This is a genomic window from Shewanella sp. 433 (assembly GCF_059338565.1).
This window is the reverse complement of the sequence record NZ_CM181703.1, coordinates 4,003,768-4,022,409: the sequence shown is the minus strand read 5'-3', so window position 1 is coordinate 4,022,409 and position 18,642 is coordinate 4,003,768. Positions and strand designations below refer to the sequence as shown.

Here is an 18,642-nt window from a genome sequence, read left to right as displayed (position 1 = left end):
TTTACAACTGTTGATAGATAATGGCGCAGGAGGTGTGCGCTAGCTCATGTTTTTAATGGTTTTTATGTGAAGAATACTGAACTTGCTCAGTTGTATAAGTCGTTCGGTTAACGGTTGTTTTTATTAAATCCAACAGATGGTTGTGTAATGGATGAGCAATTAAATGTTGGTTATAGCAATACAAAATAAAATAAAATTTAGGAGTGAATGATGAGACGATGGAAACACAAGGTAGCCTTAAGCGTGCTATTTTGTTTCGGTGCCATTGCTAATGTTAACGCTGCTGGTGGTAAATATAACAGCGTACCAGAAATGGGCAAAACCGCGCAAAATGCGATTGCTAACTACCAAGGTACAGAACAAAAGAATGGTGTGAAAACACTGCAAGATTACGTGGTTCAAGAAGCAGAGCTATTTGACTTCTTATTTGAGAACCACCCCATGTTTAAATACCACGAAGCCGGTAATTTAGTCGGCGAATATCACATTAGTGACCGTGGTGAAGAATATTTAGATACAGGTCACAGCCCTAAATATAGCGCCAGAGTCGGTACGCCGCGTGCGGTGCAGTACCGCTTAGGGGCTAAATCGATTCTTGACTATCCTAATAACTTTGTCGGCCCCGAAAAATGTGCCGAATGTCATGCAACCCAATATGAAAAGTGGCAGCGTTCTCGTCATGCTAAAACAATTCGTTTCCCTGGTGAGCACCCAGAAGTGGGTAACGACATCGAACAAACCATGTATCAGACTAAGGATACCTCCATCTTGCCAGATGGTATTACCCCTGATGCGATTTATGCCACAGTGGGGACGCCCCGCACCAAATATGGCTTTATCGACTCTTGGCTAGTCCGCGGTACTTATCATATCGAAGGCGGTTTACTTAAAGATGGTACCGGTAAGATGATTGCCGGTGGTAACCAGTTCTCTCGTGGTTGGGCGGAATGGCTCACCCCAGAAATGGCTCAAAAAATCAATGCTGTTATCCCTGAATTCCCCACCACAATGGAAGAGTTCGGTGCCAGTGGTTCGCATCAGTGGGGCATGAGCTCTTACGGCGCTAAGTACCGTAAAGAGTTATTGTTCCAACCAGCGAGTTCATACTGTGAAGTGTGCCATACCTTCAAGTTCGACTTCCAAAGCAAGCAAGAGTTCTTTGATGCCTTGGGCGATCCGAAGAAACTGCAAGAGCACACGATTAGCCGCGGTATCGCGTGTGAAGAGTGTCATGGCGCAGGCGGTCACTTAGATGGTGGTACCGGTGGTATGGAGTCAAACTGTGAGCGTTGTCATCAACGTTTCCAATATGACGAGACCTTGGCCGATACACCGCAAGCTCAAGAGAAGCGTGAGTATGCCTTTGGCGTGAAAATGAAGTCACTTTGTCCTTCATGTGGTACCGAAGGGTCGCAAATGTACAACTCTGCTCACTATGAAAAAGGCATGCGCTGTACTACTTGTCATGATCCACACGAAGTCACCGATGGTGATTGGAAGTCGGATATCACTAAGCCTAAGCTGAAAACAGATTGTAAGGATTGCCATGAAGCGCAAACCCTAATCGCTAGCAATACCGATACCCATAGCGAACAAACGTGTCAAAGCTGTCACATGCCTAACATGGGCAGTTGTGAAAACTTCAAAGCGATTCAATTCCCAGACCAAGCCGGTTTCGACGCCGTGCGTAAGTCACACATGTGGAAAATTGACGTCAACCCAACGCGTAAAACTCTTAACCCACCAGAAGGCCAGTCGCGTGTTGCAGGTCCTGAAGGGGCGAAAGGTTGGACAGTGGCGAAAAATGAAGAGGGTCGTTCATACCTTGACTTAATGTGGACCTGTGCTCGTACCTCAATTTCCGACCACGACGTGGTTGAAAACAAAGGTTGTCATAGTCAGTTCCAGTCAGAGCTAGAAACTGGTCTGCATTATGAAGATCAGATGGAGATCTACGGTGAAGTGATGAAGTGGCAGAAGCCAATCAAAGAGGTGTTCACCCAAGTAGAACAAGCTTTGGTTCGTATCGATCAGTTACTCGAAGTCACTAAGCTATCAACTGAAGACAAGACTCAAGTGCTTATGCTCGCAGAGAAAGCACAAGAGGCAGTTGATCTGATTAAGAAAGATGGCTCTTGGGGTGTGCATGGCTTCCGTTATAGCCAAAAACGTCTCGATGCAGCACTGACCTATGTAACACAAGCGCAAAACATTTTAGACGGCAGCGGCTATTCGGCTAAAGCTCACTAAAAGGGATTGCTAACGGACCTAGGCATGGGGGACTGATAACCCTTTGTGCCTGGGTCAATAGGAGCAAGCATATGAAACAATGCGTTGGAATGATCTTAGCGGCCATGATAGCAAGCGGTATCGCCCCTTGTTATGCCGGAGGGGGCGGGGAGATGGCGCCTGCGACCTACCATGAGATCAAGCTCAACACCATCAGCCTGCTGGAAGCCGAGAGCTTACTCAAGCAAGGGGGAGTGTATTTCTTTGATGTGAATACTTTAGAGCTTTGGGCTGAAGGGTTTATTCCTGGGGCAGTGTACTTCAACGTCGACAACTGGAAGGCGTTACTGCCTAAAGAGAAAGATGCCGTCATGGTGTTTTACTGTGCCAATCGTCTCTGTAATGCCAGCGAAATCGCGGCGCGAGAAGTGATGAAGCTAGGGTACACCCAAGTGAGGCAGATGCACGATGGCATCTATGGCTGGCGCCTATCGGGTCGAGCCACTGAAAAACCATAACAATAAGATTTTTATCCATTTGACATTCATTCGAGCAATAACGTTTAGAGAGAATCAATATGAAAACGATCACCAAGAAGTCTTTATCGCTGACCACTTTATCCCTACTTTGCGGTTTCTCGTTGATGGCCTCGGCCAGTGAAGTGAGCCAAGAAGTGAATGATGCCTCTTATGCCATGGGGGCGTCGGTTGGCCATTATATCTCCGGCAAAATTTACAATCAGACTGAGCTTGGCGCCGAGATCCATATCGACACTGTCATCCAAGGGATGATTGATGCGCTTAAGGGCGAGGGCAAGATGTCAGACGAGGAGATCTTGACCCATTTAAATACGCGAGCCGAGCTGCTCAACACTATTCGAGACCAGCGTATCGAAGATCTGTCGATTAAAAATATCGCTGCCGGCAGCGCGTATCTTGCCACCAATAAAACCAACCCAGGTGTTACGGTGACCGACTCGGGCCTGCAATATGAAGTCATCACCTTAGGCACTGGGCGTAAACCGCTAGAGTCCGATGTGGTTACCGTGCATTACAAAGGGCAACTGGTCGACGGCACCGTTTTTGATAGCTCTTATGATCGCAATGAACCCAATCGTTTTGCCTTAATGTCGGTTATCGATGGCTGGAAAGAGGGCATCGCTCTCATGCCTGAAGGCTCCACTTTTCGTTTGACCATTCCATCGGATCTTGCTTATGGCAAAGAGGTGGTGGGCATTATTCCGCCTAGCTCAACCCTGATATTTGATGTGGAGCTGGTCAAAGTCGAAGAGCCCGGTGAAAACGCCAAAGGCATGGGGCTAAGCGGTATGGGCATGGGTGGCATGATGGGCTCTGGTCACTAAGTTTACTCACCAGCAGTAGGGATGGTTATGAATAGTCTGGTTATTGCCATAGTGGTTACGTTAATGAGTTTCATCGCTCCTTTATGGATACTTCATCTCCGAGCCATAAAAAACGTTGACACTAGAGACCTCAAGTCTGCCACCTTGACACGGGATGGCTGGAAAATTCCCAGTGCTATGACGGCTACCCTGCTGCTGGTTCCCCTATTAATTTACAGTCAACTTGGTCGTTTTAATGAGTGGGATAAGGGCTTTATCGATGAAAACATCGACTACCTTATTGCCGCCGATATTAATAAAAATGCCCAAGCCGCCAGTGAAACACCAAGCAATAAAATTGCTTTACTCAACTTAGCCTACGCCTATACAGAGGGCGGGTTATACCGTGAGTCGGTCGTCACACTGGACAAATTACTGGCAATAGAGACAGACGCTGAAGTGCTCGGCATGAAAGCCAATGCGCTCTATTACCGTGATGGTCGAGACATGAGCGAAGAGGTGGCCGATGCCATCTCTCAAGCCCTAGCACTCGATCCGAATGAAGTTCAATCTCTGCTACTAATGGCGACTCACGCTTACTTGAATAGGGACTTTCAGCAAGCGATCGTCTATTGGCAACAGTTATTGAATAGCGACAACCCAAGTATTAACCGAGCATCAATTAACAATGCGATTTTGAAAGCTGAGCAGAAAATAGCTAACCGTATCGTGACTGCATCTGAGTAAAAGAGTCACCTAAAAATCAGGTTAAAACAGGTGGGCATCAATGCCGACCGATGGAGGATGCTGTGAGTGAAAATATAGAGAGACGGAGGTTCCTTAAATGCTTGGGAGCCAGCTCTTTGATACTGGGGCCCTTAGGGTGTTCATCTGTCAAAGAGGAAAACGCCAATAGCAACAAACCGCATTACGTGATGGTGTTCGATCAAAATAAATGTGTGGGTTGTGGCGATTGTAAAGTGGCCTGTAATACGGCCAATAACTTGCCCGAGGGGCAATCTCGTTTACTGCTAGAGCAGCAGTCAGGCCACGTTGAGGGGCAAAAATGTCCTCATTGCGGTAAGACCGACTGTGGTTGTGAACGTAAATATGTACGTGTGTCGTGCCAGCAATGCCAAAACGCGCCTTGTGTTTCGGTGTGTCCTACGGGCGCTGCGCATCGCGATCCTGCCACGGGCATCGTCACTATGGATGCCAGTAAGTGTGCGGGCTGTAAATACTGTATTGCGGCGTGTCCTTACAATGCGCGTTACATCAATGAGGCCACAGATGTCGCCGACAACTGTGATTTTTGTTTAAACAGCAAATTGGCGAAGGGCGAGTTACCAGCTTGTGTGCAACAGTGTCGATACGACGCATTGATCTTTGGCGATATCAATGACCCTAACTCTTATGTGAGTCGGTTATTGGCGGTAAAAGACTCTGTTCGTATCAAGTCGCATTTCGGTACTGAACCCAGTTTACGATACATACCTGTAGTGAAATTGGGAGTATAGCTATGGACGGAACACTTGAATTTACCATCGGGCTGTCTGAAGGCGTCGCCTGGCCATGGCCCATTGCCGTATACCTGTTTTTTGCAGGTATTTCGGGTGGGGCGTTAGCGGTAGCCTTGTTTATTCGGTTTTATAAACAACAAACCATCAATACCCCTTTTTTGAAGGCCTCGGCGCTGGTGTCGTTTGTTACTATCGCCTTGGGGATGCTGTGTCTGGTACTGGACTTAACTAATCCGCTGTTTTTCTGGCGCATATTGGTTTACTACAACCTTAACTCGGTGATGTCGGTCGGGGTGATTGCGCTGACAGCTTATATTCCGCTGGTGGCTGTGATCGCCCTGTTTGCCTTGGAAGAAGAGATTAAGCAGATCCCATTGCTACGTCCACTGTTACCCATTATCGACAAGTTACGCGCCTGGCGCCGTCCTTGTGAGGCATTGGTATTGGTGCTGGCATTGGCGGTATGTGCTTACACTGGCTTTTTGATCTCGGCGTTGATCCGCTTTCCGATCATTAATACTTCGGTATTACCGGCGCTGTTTGTGGCATCGGGATTATCGGCCGGTGCGGCGGCGGCTAAGATGTTGGCCGTGAGCCTATTTAAGGAAGATAGACACAGCCAAGATATGCAGATTTTGCACGGTGCAGAGTGGCCGATTATGTTTGCCGAGGCGCTGTTCCTGTTCATGATCATTATGTCGTTGATGACCGGCAACGCTGGCGCACAGAGTGCGTTTGAAGCCTTTCAATCGGGCACGTGGGCGGTGGTCTTCTGGTTAGGTGTTGTCGGCGTGGGCTTCGGTGGTCCGCTGCTGCTTAACTTCGCCACTGGTAAGCAATTTAGCCATTCATCACAGGCATTTTACCTCTCGGGTTTATGCGCGGTGAGCGGCATGATGTGCTTGCGTATGTTTATTCTGTATGCGGGGCAAAACTTCGCAATTTAACTGTTCGTTCAAGCCTCATCTCGCGGCCGCGAGGTGAGGCATTGAATCGCCACTCTGGCATCGCCATTAAGGAGTCGATATGGCCATCAGAACCTCATTGTTAGTGATATTACTGTCGTTGTTGACCTTCGGCTGCGACACCGCACCTGCTAATGCCGGTCATGAGCACGCCAAGGCCATCGGTGAGCATGAACGCTGCCATATGTGTGGCATGATGATTAAGAAATACCCCGGCCCTAAGGGAGAGTTGCTGCTCAGCGGCGGCGAGATTAACCCGAGTTTCTGTTCAACGCGGGACATGTTTATGTTTGCCCTGCAGCCGGAAAATCAGCGCAAAATTAGTCAAGCATATGTTCATGATATGGCGGTAACCGATTGGGACCATCCAGACGACAGCGCCTTTATTGACGCGACTCAGGCGTGGTATGTCTATGGCACCAGTCGTAAAGCGGTCATGGGCAGCGCCGTGGCGCCTTTTTCAACCCAAGCGGCTGCCGAAGAATTTGCCCGTAAATATGGCGGCGCGATATTCAGTTATGAGCAGATCACCTTGCCCTTGTTAACGGCAGAATAAGTTGAGCCTGCAGCGATGAGAGCCCGGCAGTGGTGCACTGTGACGCTATTGATGCCTTTAATGAGCATGGGCTTAGTGTTGAGCCTAAGCAGCATGGCGCTTAGCGCCAGTGAGATAGATGTCGCTAACACAAGGTGCACGGCAGCGGTTAAGCAGCAAGATACGGCGCCGAATAGGGCGACTATCGAGGTCAGTGATGGTGCTGAACTGACGCAGCAGTTAGCACAGGCAGCAGCGGGTAGCCATATTGTGTTGCAACCTGGCATCTATTCGGGGCAATTTGTTATCGATAAAAGCCTGTATCTCAAAGGATCACCCGGTGCGATTATCGAGGCGCAGCAGCAAGGATCGGCGCTGACGATTAACGCCGCTAATGTGACTATTAATGGCCTTACCATTCGTCAGTGGGGCGGTGACCTGTACCAAAAAGATGCCGCCATTTTACTGCATGCTGGCAGCGATGATGTTCAGCTGCTGAATAATCAATTGCATGGCCAAGGCTTTGGTATTTATGCCCAGCGGCTGCAGCAGTTGACCATTTGCGGCAATCGCATCACCGGTGACAGCTACACCTTTAAGTTAGATCGCGGTGATGGCGTCCATCTGCAGCGAGTGGATAGCGCTTTGATCAGCGACAATCAGATCCAGCAAGTCAGAGATGGTATCTATTTAGAGTCGGGTAAGGACAGCCAAGTGTATGGCAATCAGATGAGTGACATGCAATATGGCATTCATTACATGTATACCCAGCAAGACCGCGCCATGGACAACCAGGCCAGCCGCGTCGATGGCGGCTATGCGTTGATGAACTCCACCGATATTCACCTTGCCCATAATCAAGTCACCCATGCCAAAGAGTTTGGCGTATTGCTTAATATGACCAATGGCGCCTTGGTTGAGGCTAATAGAATGGCCTATATCAGCGCGCCTGATGCAGTTAAAGGCGATCTGTTTTCCGAAGGTAAGGGCATTTTTATCTATGGTGCCCGCGATAACCACATTAAGGATAATCATATAGCCAATAATGATGTCGGCATTGCCATGGCGCTGGGCGGTGAGAGTAATCAAGTGTCCCTCAATCGCTTTATCGATAACAGCACTCAGGTGCGTTACGTAGGGGAGCAGAGCGTCGAGTGGAGCGAGCAACAGCGGGGCAATTATTGGAGTGACTATCGTGGCTGGGATCTCAATGGGGATGGCGTGGGCGACAGTATGTATCTGCCAAACGATCGTCTCGATCGATTGTTTTGGCTCTATCCCGAGGCGAGTTTTTTAATGGCCAGTCCTATAGTCACACTGCTTAAGTGGCTCGATAACCAAATACAGGCGGTCGACGCCAGTGGTGTTATCGACCGTTACCCTTTGATGGAAAATAGCGCGGCGACGCACACGAGGGGCACATTATGAGTGTCAATAACTTAGTAGTACAACTTGAAGGCGTTGGGCATCAGTTTGCCGAACTACGCGCCCTTAATCAGATTAATCTTAGCTTGCCCAGTGGGATGACAATGGCGCTACTGGGCCATAACGGTGCGGGTAAGTCGACCTTAATCAAGGTGATATTAGGCCTGTTGCCCCCAGATACTGGCCGGGTCGAAGTGTTGGGGCAGAGGTTAATGCCAGGGCATAAACCTAGCAACGTGGGGTATTTGCCAGAAAATATAAATTTTTATGACAAGTTAACCGGGTTGGAAATTTTACGTTATTTTGCCGCTCTCAAAGGGGAGAGTCATCAGCGGGTCGCGCAGTTAATTGAGGAGTTCGGCCTAGGTTATGCCCAGCATAAATTGGTTAAGGGTTACTCTAAGGGGATGAAGCAGCGGCTGGGCTTTGCGCAAGCGATTTTGGCTTCACCACAGTTATTACTACTCGATGAGCCGACGGTGGGCTTAGATCCGCAAGCATCGAGTTTTCTCTACCAAAAAGTGGCCCAATTAAAGCGCCAAGGTTGCGCGGTGATCATCTGTACCCATGAGCTTAATTTAGTGGAGTCGCAGCTGGATGTGGCGATGATGTTAGGTCGCGGTCAATGCTTGGCGTATGGCACGTTTGCCGAGCTGGCAAAGGCGAGTCCGTTGCTGGTTAAAATTGAACTCGACGGGGTAGCGTCGCTGCTGGCGGCGCACCCCTATTTACAGCCGTTTTATCGCCAAGGTGCGCTGCGCTGCGCCCAGTCTGAGCAGCCCGCGCTAGTTAAGTACTTAACCACTAAATGCCAGCGTTTTGATTTCACCTTACATTTGCCTGGGCTGGCCGAGATTTATCATCACAACATGGCGCAGATGCAGCACTGCTCAGAGCAAGGTTTAGGTTTCGTTGCCGAGCCCGTATTGCAACCAATGGGAGTATAAATGATGTCGATAATCGGTGGGGCGATCTGGCGCCAGCCTATGATGATCATCGCTGCAAAAGAGTTTAAAGACAGCTTGCGTAATCGTTGGGTGGCGGTAATTTTTGGCTTGTTTTTTCTGCTGTCCTTCAGTGTTACATTTGCTGGTAGCGCAGTGTCTGGCACCTTAGCGTTCCCATCGCTGGTGAGTGTTATCGCCAGCTTATCCACCATAGCGGTGGCTATTATCCCTTTGGCGGCCATCTTACTTTGCTACGATGCATTTGTTGGTGAAGATGAGTCGGGAACCATGCTGTTACTGCTCAGCTATCCACTGACTAAAATGGATATTTTCTTAGGTAAATTACTGGCCCATAGCGGTATTATGTTGGCCGCCATCGTGAGCAGTTTTACCATGAGCGCGATCATTTTGTGCTGTTTTGGGCAAGATTATCAATGGCTGCAAACCTTGTGGGTGTTTGGCCAGTTTATTGCCAGCAGCAGTTTATTAGCCCTGACGTTTATTTTGCTAAGCTATGTGGTCAGTCTGCGGGCCACAGAAAAGGCCAAAGCGGTCGGCATACTATTATCGTTGTGGTTCGCTTTAGTGTTAATTTATGATTTACTGTTATTGGCGTTGCTGGTGGCCGATTTAGGGCCAAGAGTACAATGGCTAGTGCAACTGTTAATGGCATTAAATCCGACCGATATCTACCGGGCTATCAATCAGCTTGCCACCCATGCACCTATGGGCAGCTTACCTTTATTGAGTCAATTTCAGGGGGGCGAGTTGTGGTTATATGGACTGATGTTGTTGTGGACGGGGTTGTTAGCTTGGCTGACCCTGCGCACCTTTGAGCGTAAGGCCATTTAGTTTGTCAGCCGAAAGGCTTGATATTCGATTTTAAAGCCATCACACTCTCGCAGCATTAAGCCTTGATGATGGCGGCTTTAGACGTGAATCGCATTTATTTCACATTATCGGTACATATCGCACTTAATGTTAAAAAAAATTAGTAATTTATCACAGTAAACCAGTCGGGCTTTTACTAAAATTTTTAATGATAATAATAAGATATTCCTAATTTTGCTATTTGGAATGATAGAGGTGCTAGGTGGTGAAAATTACTCCATATCTGGAGTTCGATGGTGAAGCGCAACAATTATATGACCGTGCAACGGCGACCACGATCCATCTGACGTTTTCCGAGTCGGCGATTTTGGCCCATTTGCTGTCGGTCCCTGATGCGATATGCGATAAGGATCTGCTGCTGCAGGTGGGTTGGCCAGACCGTGTGGTTGCCGCAACCTCATTGACACAATGCGTCAGCACGTTGCGTAAGAAGCTCGAACCCTATCCAGAAATTCAATTAAAAACCGTGGCCAGACGTGGCTATCAGCTGCATGTATCGGCTAAATCCCACGTTACCATGTTGGCGGTCAACGATGCCGAATCGATTAAGCATGCGCTGATTGATGTTTCCCTAATGGTCAAAATTGGTGGCATTGTAGTGCTGCTAGCCTTAGTCGCGGCCTTTTGGTACAACAGCGACTACCATCAAGTGGTCAAGCAGGCTGGCCATTGGCGCGCCGACAAAACCCTCGATATTAACCTTGGCGGTAAAACCAGCCCATTAACCCTGATTTATCCCCATGGCGAAACTCAACTGCATCCGTCGATGTGGCAAAAACATATCGCGCCTGAGACCAATCATATCGACGCTATGCAAGATTTTAAGGGATTCGCCCTTACCGACGGTAATCATTATTCCTTAGCGATTTGCCCTCCCGATGAGCAGGGCCATTGCATGGGCGATCATCTGATCAACTTAACCGCCACAGGGCAAGTGCCCGCCGGCCTCAATATGGTTAAGTTTAATGAGCTCAGCGAAATGATGGAGAATCGTATTCGCTACAATCGCATCTTAATCCCTTCGGGCGACTCAGATGGCGATGAGTTGGTGGAGCATCATTATCACGGTGATATCTATTTTCCGGTGGCTAATGAGTTGTTAGTGCGCGCGGATATGAGTATCTCCATGGTGTATGATCAGCCGCTGAGTGGCAAATTTTACTCCAGTGCCTGCATTACCGATCAAGATTGTTTAACCACCCCGATTAAGTATCAAGTGCGCGGCGTGTTTGAGCAGTATCGCCAGCACATTGGCGAGCTCGAGGTGGATGTGTTTCATGTGAAGGTGCTGCAAAAAGATTTGATTAAACCTGAGGTGGTAAGCTCATCTGCGATGCATTTTTACCGTGAGATCCGCAAGCACAATATTCGTGACGAAGAGCTGTTTTATTATCGTATCTATAATGATCAAGGTTCAGCCGTGTGGGTGGTGCCGCTATTAGGCAACTTAGTCACCTGGACCAAATATGAGAAAGTCTCGCTGTAGTGGGTGAAGCGTGGCAGTAAGGCTGCGAATAACTAAGCTACAAAAAGGGCGCTATCTGTGGCAGTGGATGTTACTCCAACACTTACCGCAGATAACGCCCTTTTTACGCTATCAATAAGCCATTATATTGGTCGTGTTAATCACTTAATAAAAGCGAACGCATCGCCGTAAAGGTGCTCTTCTTCGACACCTATGTCACGGAACACTTCGCGCGCCGCACCTACCATATCAAATCGTCCTGCAATGTAGATGTCGTAGCCGCTTAGGCTGATAAAATCTTGTTTGATCTGTTCTAGCAAGTTGGCTTGCTTTCCCTGCCAGTTTGCCGGTGCTTGCTCGACTACGGGCACAAAATGCAACCAAGGGTGAGCCTGATGCCACTGCCGCGCGATGGTTTCAAAGTACATGGCGTCTTGATCGCGGCAGCCCCAATAGAGCATGGTTTCAACCGTTTGCCCCAAGGCAATCTGCTGCTCGACAATGCTCTTAATGTACGAAAAACCAGTGCCACCGGCGATCAGTAGGCGTGGACGAGCGCTATCGCTACGCAGGTGAGCGTTGCCACCGGGAGCTTCGATATCGATGTATTCGCTGTGTTGTAGTTTTTCGACCACTTGCATCGGGTAGCTTTCGCTGACGGCGGCGCCAATGTGCAGCTCGATATGTTTTGCACCAGGGGCCGATGCTATCGAGAAGGGGCGTTTGTCTTGCTCACCCATGACGACACAAAGGTATTGGCCAGCATTAAAGTCAAATTCAGTTTCAGGGGTCAAGGTGACCTGATAGACGGCATCATTAAAGGCGGTGACGTTTTCTACTTTACAGCGAATGGTGTTCATTTTGTTTCCTTCTAGACCTCTCTCTGGAGGTTTCTATCTCCTTCGAATAGTCGCTATCCAAGTTAACTATGCAATGGGTTAGAGTTTTCAGTTAATGTTGTGCACTGTAAGGCGGCCTAGGCTAGGCCGCTGTCGCAGCTCAATTATAGGGTTGGCGCATCATCGATGCCCAATTCGTCCCAAATCTTATCGACTTTCTGTTTGACCGCTTCATCCATGACAATGGGGGTGCCCCATTCACGATCGGTTTCGCCCGGCCACTTGTTGGTTGCATCCATGCCCATTTTCGAGCCTAGGCCTGCCACCGGAGAGGCAAAGTCGAGATAATCGATAGGGGTGTTATCTATCATCACAGTGTCGCGTTTAGGATCCATACGGGTGGTAATGGCCCATATGACATCGTTCCAATCGCGACAATTGACATCATCGTCGACCACCACAATAAATTTGGTATACATAAACTGACGCAAGAAAGACCAAGCGCCCATCATCACCCGTTTAGCATGCCCTGGATATTGCTTACGGATGGAGATCACCGCCATGCGATAAGAGCATCCTTCAGGTGGCAAGTAAAAGTCGGTGATCTCAGGGTATTGTTTACGCAAAATAGGCACAAAGACTTCATTCAGTGCAACCCCAAGCATGGCGGGCTCATCGGGCGGCCTGCCGGTATAGGTGCTATGGTAGATGGCGTCTTTTCTGTGGCTGATATGGGTGACGGTAAACACTGGAAACTCATCGGTTTCGTTGTAATAGCCGGTGTGATCGCCATAAGGACCTTCTTCGGCCATCTCGTCTGGGTCTATGTACCCCTCTAAGATAATTTCGCTGGTCGCCGGCACTTCAAGATCGCAACTAATGGCTTTACAGACTTCGGTGCGCTCACCCCGTAATAACCCGGCAAAGGCATATTCGCTCATGGAGTCCGGCACGGGGGTTACCGCCCCTAAAATAGTGACCGGATCGCTGCCCAGCGCCACCACCACAGGGTAGCGTTCGCCCGGGTGCTGCTGCTTAAAATCTTTAAAGTCGAGAGCGCCGCCGCGATGGTCAAGCCAGCGCATGATAAGCTTATTTTTACCCAGTAACTGTTGGCGATAGATCCCCAAATTTTGCCGTTTTTGGCGCGGCCCTTTGGTGATGGTGAGGCCCCAAGTGACCAGTGGCGCAACATCGCCAGGCCAGCAGTGCTGGATGGGCAGTTGAGTTAAATCGACATCATCGCCAGTTAGCACCACCTCTTGGCAGGGTGGGTTGCGTACGGTTTTAGGCGGCATGTTGAGTGCCTGCTTAAACATAGGGATTTTGGCTATCGCATCTTTAAAGCCGCGCGGCGGTTCAGGCTCTTTTAAAAAGGCGAGCAATTCACCCACATCACGCAGAGCCAATGGGTCTTCTTTACCTAGCGCCATGGCCACCCGTTTAGGTGTGCCAAATAAGTTGGCGAGTACCGGCATGGTTTTACCCACAGGATTTTCAAACAGGAGTGCCGGGCCTTTAGCGCGTAAGACGCGGTCGGCAATTTCTGTCATCTCTAGGTGTGGATCGACAGCATAGCTAATACGTTTAAGTTCACCGTTACGCTCGAGGTGATCGATGAAACTGCGTAAATCCTTAAAACTCATGTGGAAATACTCGCGCTAAGAATAATGTGATATGGCGCGCACTATACCATTTTTGCTGGCTATTCCCAAATTCGTTAATGGGTCATTTTTCAGCAAAATGGCCTGAGTTTGAAGCCAGCATCAATCGGCGTAATATGAGGTGATGTTTTTCTCTGGAGCATAGCAGATGAAACAGCTTAAACCGGTTTATCGATACCTTATTAAAAGGCATGTTTTGCCTGCCATTGGTCTAAGTTTACTGATGTTATTGGGCGTGATGCCTGTGGCCGCAGGTAATCAAGATGACGATCGTTTCAGTTGGCGTAGCAATGTTTGGCTTGAGCCCAGCTGGAGCTCAACTTGGGATCACCGCTGGGGGCATGACTACAGGGAGCCTTGGCGTTGGGGCATAGGGTTTAGTACAGGCTCTGCCTATTGGCGTCCTTACTCTTATCGTCCATATTACCGCCCTTATTGGCAACAGGCGTGGCGCTACCCTTACCGTTATGAGCGGCGCGATGTCGTTAAGCCTGCTACACAGTCGATACCTGTGCAGCCGCCACTGCAAATCACCACCGGAGTGCAGACCAGCCACGCGATTAAGACTCTGCCAGCTAACGCGCGTGTTAAGCAACGCAATGGCGTAATAGTGTATGAGTGGCAAGGGGTGTTATATCGCTACGATTGGGCCAGTGATAGCTATCAAGTCGTGAAATAACCCGCGTGGCATTGAGGGCTGTATTGGCTGACTTAAGAGTTGGCATTAAGGTCGCTTGGCATTAAAGTAGCCGCAATAAATGGTGAGTTGACGTAATTGGAGCGTTTGATGAAGTACCAATGGATATTGTTTGATGCCGACGAAACCCTGTTTCATTTTGATGCCTTTCATGGTTTACAGCTGATGTTTTCGCGTTTTGGCGTGGATTTTACGCACACCGATTTTGAGGTGTATCAAACGGTCAATTTACCGTTATGGGTTGCCTATCAAGACGGCAAGATCAGCGCAGCTCACCTGCAGATCACCCGTTTTCAGGCATGGGCCGACAAGTTAAAAGTGACCGCCGAGCAGCTTAATAGCGCCTTTTTGACCGCCATGGCCGACATTTGCACCTTGTTACCGGGGGCGAAAGAGTTGATCGATGCTCTGCATGGTAAAGTTAACATGGGCATCATCACCAACGGCTTCACTGCGCTGCAGACCATACGGCTGCAACGCACAGGTTTGTTACACGCGTTTTCGCCAGTGGTGATATCTGAAGAGGTAGGGGTCGCCAAACCCGATGTGGCCATTTTTAATCATGCGTTATCGCAGATGAATCACCCGCCAAGGGAACATGTATTGATGGTGGGTGACAATCCCCACTCAGACATTCAAGGTGGGCTCAATGCGGGATTCGATACTTGCTGGTTAAATCACAGCAATCAAGTGCAACCAGAGGGGATAACGCCCCATTATCAAGTGGCTTCACTGTCTGAGCTACAACAGTTGCTGGCGACCTCATCAACGCGATAGAGGGGGACACTCTTATTGGCTAAGACTTAATCGCCATTTGAATCGTCATGAGTCATTAGAAGTAAAGCGTCACTTTTATCTAGATACGCCTCAGTCTGCGGGTGATAAACGTGGCTGTACGGGATAAACATGGGCTTATTGTGAGCCGTTGCAGCGATATTAGCAGTAGCATCAGGCCAATCAAAGCTAACTTTAGTGTGTAAATTGACAGCATAAAGATGGTTTTTAAGCCGGTTATCATTAAAAATAGCCTTAATGGGCTATTTGTTAGTCATTCAGTACAATTTAGGCTTTACATTTTTCGGCGGTATCCTTATTATTCTCGGCGTTCGGAGAGATGGCAGAGTGGTCGAATGCACCGGTCTTGAAAACCGGCATGGGTTTATAGCCCATCTAGGGTTCAAATCCCTATCTCTCCGCCACATTAAGAAAAAAGGCTTCCAGTAATGGAAGCCTTTTTTCGTTTAATTTATTGTCTTTTTTAAAAGGCTTATGAAACAGCTTGAACCCTAGGGTTCCTAGCGTTTAAAGCCTGCTACCTCTGCAGCATATTAAGAAAAAGGGCTACTCGAAAGAGTGGCCCTTTTTTGTTATGGTTCTAACCTTGAGGCAGTCGTTACAGTCAGTTTTTGAACCCTAGGTTCTTATTATTTAAAGTCAGCTATCTCAGCGCCACATTAAGAAAGCCCGTTATCGAAACATAACGGGCTTTCTGCTATCTGAATTTTAAAAGAGTTTTTGAGATAGATATTGAAGAGAATTGTTTGAGCTGTTTGAACCTTAGAACGTAACAGCTTAAAGTCAGCTACCTCTGTGATCGATTAAGAGGAAGAGGGGCGAGAGTGGCTTGTTATTTAGGTTTTTTGCTTTATTAAAAAATCAATTTTTTTTGAGGTGGGTAGAGATTGATGTGTGTCGTGTTGACATGTTGTCGATGTGTGACTCAGCTCAATAATTTGAATAATAAACGGCTCAAATAATAATCAACATTCATTGATTTGTATCAATAATGTTGTCCCTTTGAATTGGTTGGCGTTTCATTTTTTGTTGTCTTTGTGTGTTTCTGGTTTCTTTTTGGTTAATGGTTGTGTGCGCTATTGGTAATATGGATAAGTCCGATTCGATTTTATAATTTATCACCTCCTCATCTGTTTGTTAATTTGTTATCAGTTTATTACAGCAGATCACTTTTGATTATTGAATGATCGTTACATCACCCTACTTAAAATTATTAAAATAGTAATAGGATATCACTATGGATATAAGTAATACTCTGGGCAATGAAGTCGAATCCCCCAGCATATCGGCCTTCACGGATCGGGATAGGCAGCGTCTTGCTGCACGGGGTTACGCCGATGAGGTGCTGCCTCTAGGGCCTAACAAGCGGACTTGGGGAACGAGCAACTTTGTCACTGTGTGGATGGGGCCAATTCACAACATTCTCAGTTACTTTACCGTTGTAGGCTTCTTTGCCTTAGGACTCAATGCATTACAGGTTGTTGCTGCCATCCTTCTCGCGGCCATAATCGTGTCTATTGGCTATGTGTTAAATGGCCGAGCAGCGGCTAAGTATGGTATCCCTTTCGCGATGCAAATTCGTGATACTTTTGGGATCAAGGGGGCGGTCTTTCCTGCCATGATCCGCGGTTTTGTTGCCGGATTCGTGTTTTTTGGTCTCTGTACTATCTCCTCTGCTAAGGCCCTCGATATTGTGCTCGAGATCCTGTTCCCTGGATTCTCCCAAATTGGCGGTGGCACGACCATTGCGGGTCTGGCGATACCAACAGCGATCTCATACCTTATTATGGCTGGCATCACTGTGGTTTTATATCTCGCAGGCCAAAAGCTTATCGATAAATTCTCCACCTGGGCTTCGCCTGTGGTGTGGGTGCTTATGGTGATTGGGGTATTTCTTGCGATTCAAAATGTGGGAAGCCTAGGCGAGGTGTTTAGTTATCATCCCGCACCTGATACTGAGGTGACGGTTATTAGCTTCATTACCTGTGTCTCTATGCTGGTATCAAATTGGGCTGCGCCGATCGTTAATACAGGCGATCTGACGCGTAACGCCAAATCGATGTCAGATCCCATCAAGGGATTTCCTTTAGGCATGCTCATCTCATACATTCTGTTTGCCATCGTCACAGTGAGCTTCATGGCTTCGCTCTGGGCAATATCAGGTGGTTCGGTGGACATTAATAATCCAACGATTTTTGTTGATGCGATTAACTCTATCGGTAATCCATTCATCGTAATATTACTGCTTCTAGCGATGAACGTGGGCGCTACGGCATTCGTGGTATTTGGTAATATGTTGCCATCGGGGCTTCAGCTCACTGCTCAGTTCCCTAAATGGTTCACCGTTAAGACGGGCGGTTTAGTTGCAGCAGTGGTTGGTACGCTTATCTTGCCTTGGAAGTTTGTCGAAAATACCACAATGCTCTTTCTGTTTTATAGTTTCATTGGCTCTATGTTAGGCCCTATTGCCGGTATCATGCTCGCCAGCTATTACTTTGAGCGACGTCAAAAGCTTGATCTTGATGCGATTTACCCAGAGCCTGGCTCAGACGGTGGGCATAAAGGCGGAGTCAATCGACGCGCGGTTGGCGTGCTGATCACTAGCTTTATCATCACTATGGCTGGCAAGGCATTTCCAGATGTAACTGTACTGGCGACGATCAACAGTTGGGCATTCTTCAGCGGCTTAACCATCGGCTTTATCGGCTACCTGCTTGTCGGTGCTCGTAAAAGCGCATAATCGTATCTAAATAATTATATTGAATAAATGGAGACTGAACATGATCAATCAACAAGATATGGACAACTATTTTCCGCCTGCCTGTGATGTCACTATCAAGGGGATGCAGGAGGGAACTGGCGGCCCATTTGGCGCGACACTGGTACGCAATAATGAGGTCGTCTGCGCCGTAGGCAATACTGTGCTCAAAGATACTGATATCTCTGGTCATGCTGAAATGGTCGCTGTACGTGAGGCGTGTAAAAAACTGGACACACTGGATCTGTCCGATTGCGTCATGTACGCCACATGTGAACCTTGTCCCATGTGCGTGGCGGTAATGATGTGGGCAGGTATCAAAACCTGTTACTACGCCTCAACCCATGTGGACGCCGCTGAGCATGGGTTCTCCGATCAGCACTTACGTGACTATCTAGATGGGACCGACACGACGACCCTTGCGATGACGCACATTGAGGAGGGACGAGAGGATTGCGCTGAGATCTGGGCTGAGTTTCGTAAGCTGAACGGTAGCGAAAAACAGGTGTAACCCATAGCATCATCTAGGGCGCCAAAGGGGATCTCTTAGGCGCCTAAATGGCATCATAA

The 18,642-nt window shown here is 48.2% G+C and carries 17 protein-coding genes and 1 tRNA gene; 16 read left to right on the top strand and 2 right to left on the bottom strand.

The genetic code is table 11. The annotated features are described in order from the left end of the window. Positions 1-210: 210 nt before the first annotated feature. From AC5YB1_RS17810 to AC5YB1_RS17760, 11 genes are all read left to right on the top strand, one after another. Positions 211-2,250: a multiheme c-type cytochrome gene (locus AC5YB1_RS17810; RefSeq protein WP_494520255.1), complete on the top strand. Its 2,040-nt coding sequence runs from the start codon at positions 211-213 to the stop codon at positions 2,248-2,250. A 71-nt stretch (positions 2,251-2,321) separates the two neighbouring features. Next, on the top strand, positions 2,322-2,747 hold the full coding sequence (locus tag AC5YB1_RS17805; RefSeq protein WP_494520254.1) for a rhodanese-like domain-containing protein: 426 nt from the start codon (positions 2,322-2,324) through the stop codon (positions 2,745-2,747). A gap of 59 nt (positions 2,748-2,806) precedes the next feature. Beyond that, on the top strand, positions 2,807-3,592 hold the full coding sequence (locus AC5YB1_RS17800; protein WP_494520253.1) for an FKBP-type peptidyl-prolyl cis-trans isomerase: 786 nt from the start codon (positions 2,807-2,809) through the stop codon (positions 3,590-3,592). Between the two features lie 27 nt (positions 3,593-3,619). Then, positions 3,620-4,318, top strand: a complete 699-nt coding sequence (locus AC5YB1_RS17795) for a tetratricopeptide repeat protein (protein ID WP_494520252.1) — start codon at positions 3,620-3,622, stop codon at positions 4,316-4,318. Positions 4,319-4,380: 62 nt separating this feature from the next. Next, complete coding sequence (locus AC5YB1_RS17790; protein ID WP_494520251.1) at positions 4,381-5,088, top strand: 4Fe-4S dicluster domain-containing protein; 708 nt, start codon at positions 4,381-4,383, stop codon at positions 5,086-5,088. A 2-nt stretch (positions 5,089-5,090) separates the two neighbouring features. Beyond that, positions 5,091-6,038: an NrfD/PsrC family molybdoenzyme membrane anchor subunit gene (gene nrfD / locus AC5YB1_RS17785; RefSeq protein ID WP_475515634.1), complete on the top strand. Its 948-nt coding sequence runs from the start codon at positions 5,091-5,093 to the stop codon at positions 6,036-6,038. A 79-nt stretch (positions 6,039-6,117) separates the two neighbouring features. Beyond that, entirely contained in the window at positions 6,118-6,612 is a 495-nt protein-coding gene (locus AC5YB1_RS17780; protein ID WP_494520250.1) for a nitrous oxide reductase accessory protein NosL, read from the top strand. A gap of 60 nt (positions 6,613-6,672) precedes the next feature. Continuing rightward, positions 6,673-8,019 carry a nitrous oxide reductase family maturation protein NosD gene (gene nosD / locus AC5YB1_RS17775; protein WP_494520249.1) on the top strand — a complete coding sequence of 449 codons (1,347 nt, stop codon included), beginning with the start codon at positions 6,673-6,675 and terminating at the stop codon, positions 8,017-8,019. Further along, positions 8,016-8,963 carry an ABC transporter ATP-binding protein gene (locus AC5YB1_RS17770; protein WP_494520248.1) on the top strand — a complete coding sequence of 316 codons (948 nt, stop codon included), beginning with the start codon at positions 8,016-8,018 and terminating at the stop codon, positions 8,961-8,963. Before nosD ends, AC5YB1_RS17770 begins: the two co-directional genes overlap by 4 nt. Next, positions 8,964-9,815 (top strand): ABC transporter permease, encoded by an 852-nt coding sequence (locus AC5YB1_RS17765; RefSeq protein ID WP_494520247.1) that lies wholly within the window; start codon positions 8,964-8,966, stop codon positions 9,813-9,815. It abuts the gene before it with no gap. A 241-nt stretch (positions 9,816-10,056) separates the two neighbouring features. Continuing rightward, a complete protein-coding gene (locus AC5YB1_RS17760) occupies positions 10,057-11,340 on the top strand; it encodes a winged helix-turn-helix domain-containing protein (protein ID WP_475515639.1) in 1,284 nt (427 codons plus the stop codon). A 140-nt stretch (positions 11,341-11,480) separates the two neighbouring features. Here AC5YB1_RS17760 and fre read toward each other — a convergent pair whose 3' ends face one another. Further along, positions 11,481-12,179: an NAD(P)H-flavin reductase gene (fre, locus tag AC5YB1_RS17755; protein WP_494520246.1), complete on the bottom strand. Its 699-nt coding sequence runs from the start codon at positions 12,177-12,179 to the stop codon at positions 11,481-11,483. Positions 12,180-12,322: 143 nt separating this feature from the next. Continuing rightward, a complete protein-coding gene (gene ubiD / locus AC5YB1_RS17750) occupies positions 12,323-13,804 on the bottom strand; it encodes a 4-hydroxy-3-polyprenylbenzoate decarboxylase (RefSeq protein ID WP_494520245.1) in 1,482 nt (493 codons plus the stop codon). A 166-nt stretch (positions 13,805-13,970) separates the two neighbouring features. Between ubiD and AC5YB1_RS17745 the strand changes: the two genes are divergently transcribed. The 5 genes from AC5YB1_RS17745 to AC5YB1_RS17725 all read left to right on the top strand — a co-directional run bounded on the left by AC5YB1_RS17745 (position 13,971) and on the right by AC5YB1_RS17725 (position 18,583). Continuing rightward, a complete protein-coding gene (locus tag AC5YB1_RS17745; protein ID WP_494520244.1) occupies positions 13,971-14,501 on the top strand; it encodes a hypothetical protein in 531 nt (176 codons plus the stop codon). A gap of 108 nt (positions 14,502-14,609) precedes the next feature. Then, the gene (gene yjjG, locus AC5YB1_RS17740) at positions 14,610-15,296 is read left to right on the top strand and encodes a pyrimidine 5'-nucleotidase (protein ID WP_494520243.1); all 687 of its coding nucleotides are present in this window, start codon (positions 14,610-14,612) and stop codon (positions 15,294-15,296) included. 331 nt (positions 15,297-15,627) lie between these two features. Then, positions 15,628-15,718: transfer RNA gene (locus tag AC5YB1_RS17735), tRNA-Ser, on the top strand. An 833-nt stretch (positions 15,719-16,551) separates the two neighbouring features. Then, on the top strand, positions 16,552-18,054 hold the full coding sequence (locus tag AC5YB1_RS17730) for a cytosine permease (RefSeq protein WP_494520242.1): 1,503 nt from the start codon (positions 16,552-16,554) through the stop codon (positions 18,052-18,054). Between the two features lie 40 nt (positions 18,055-18,094). Next, positions 18,095-18,583: a nucleoside deaminase gene (locus tag AC5YB1_RS17725; protein WP_494520241.1), complete on the top strand. Its 489-nt coding sequence runs from the start codon at positions 18,095-18,097 to the stop codon at positions 18,581-18,583. Positions 18,584-18,642: the final 59 nt, after the last annotated feature.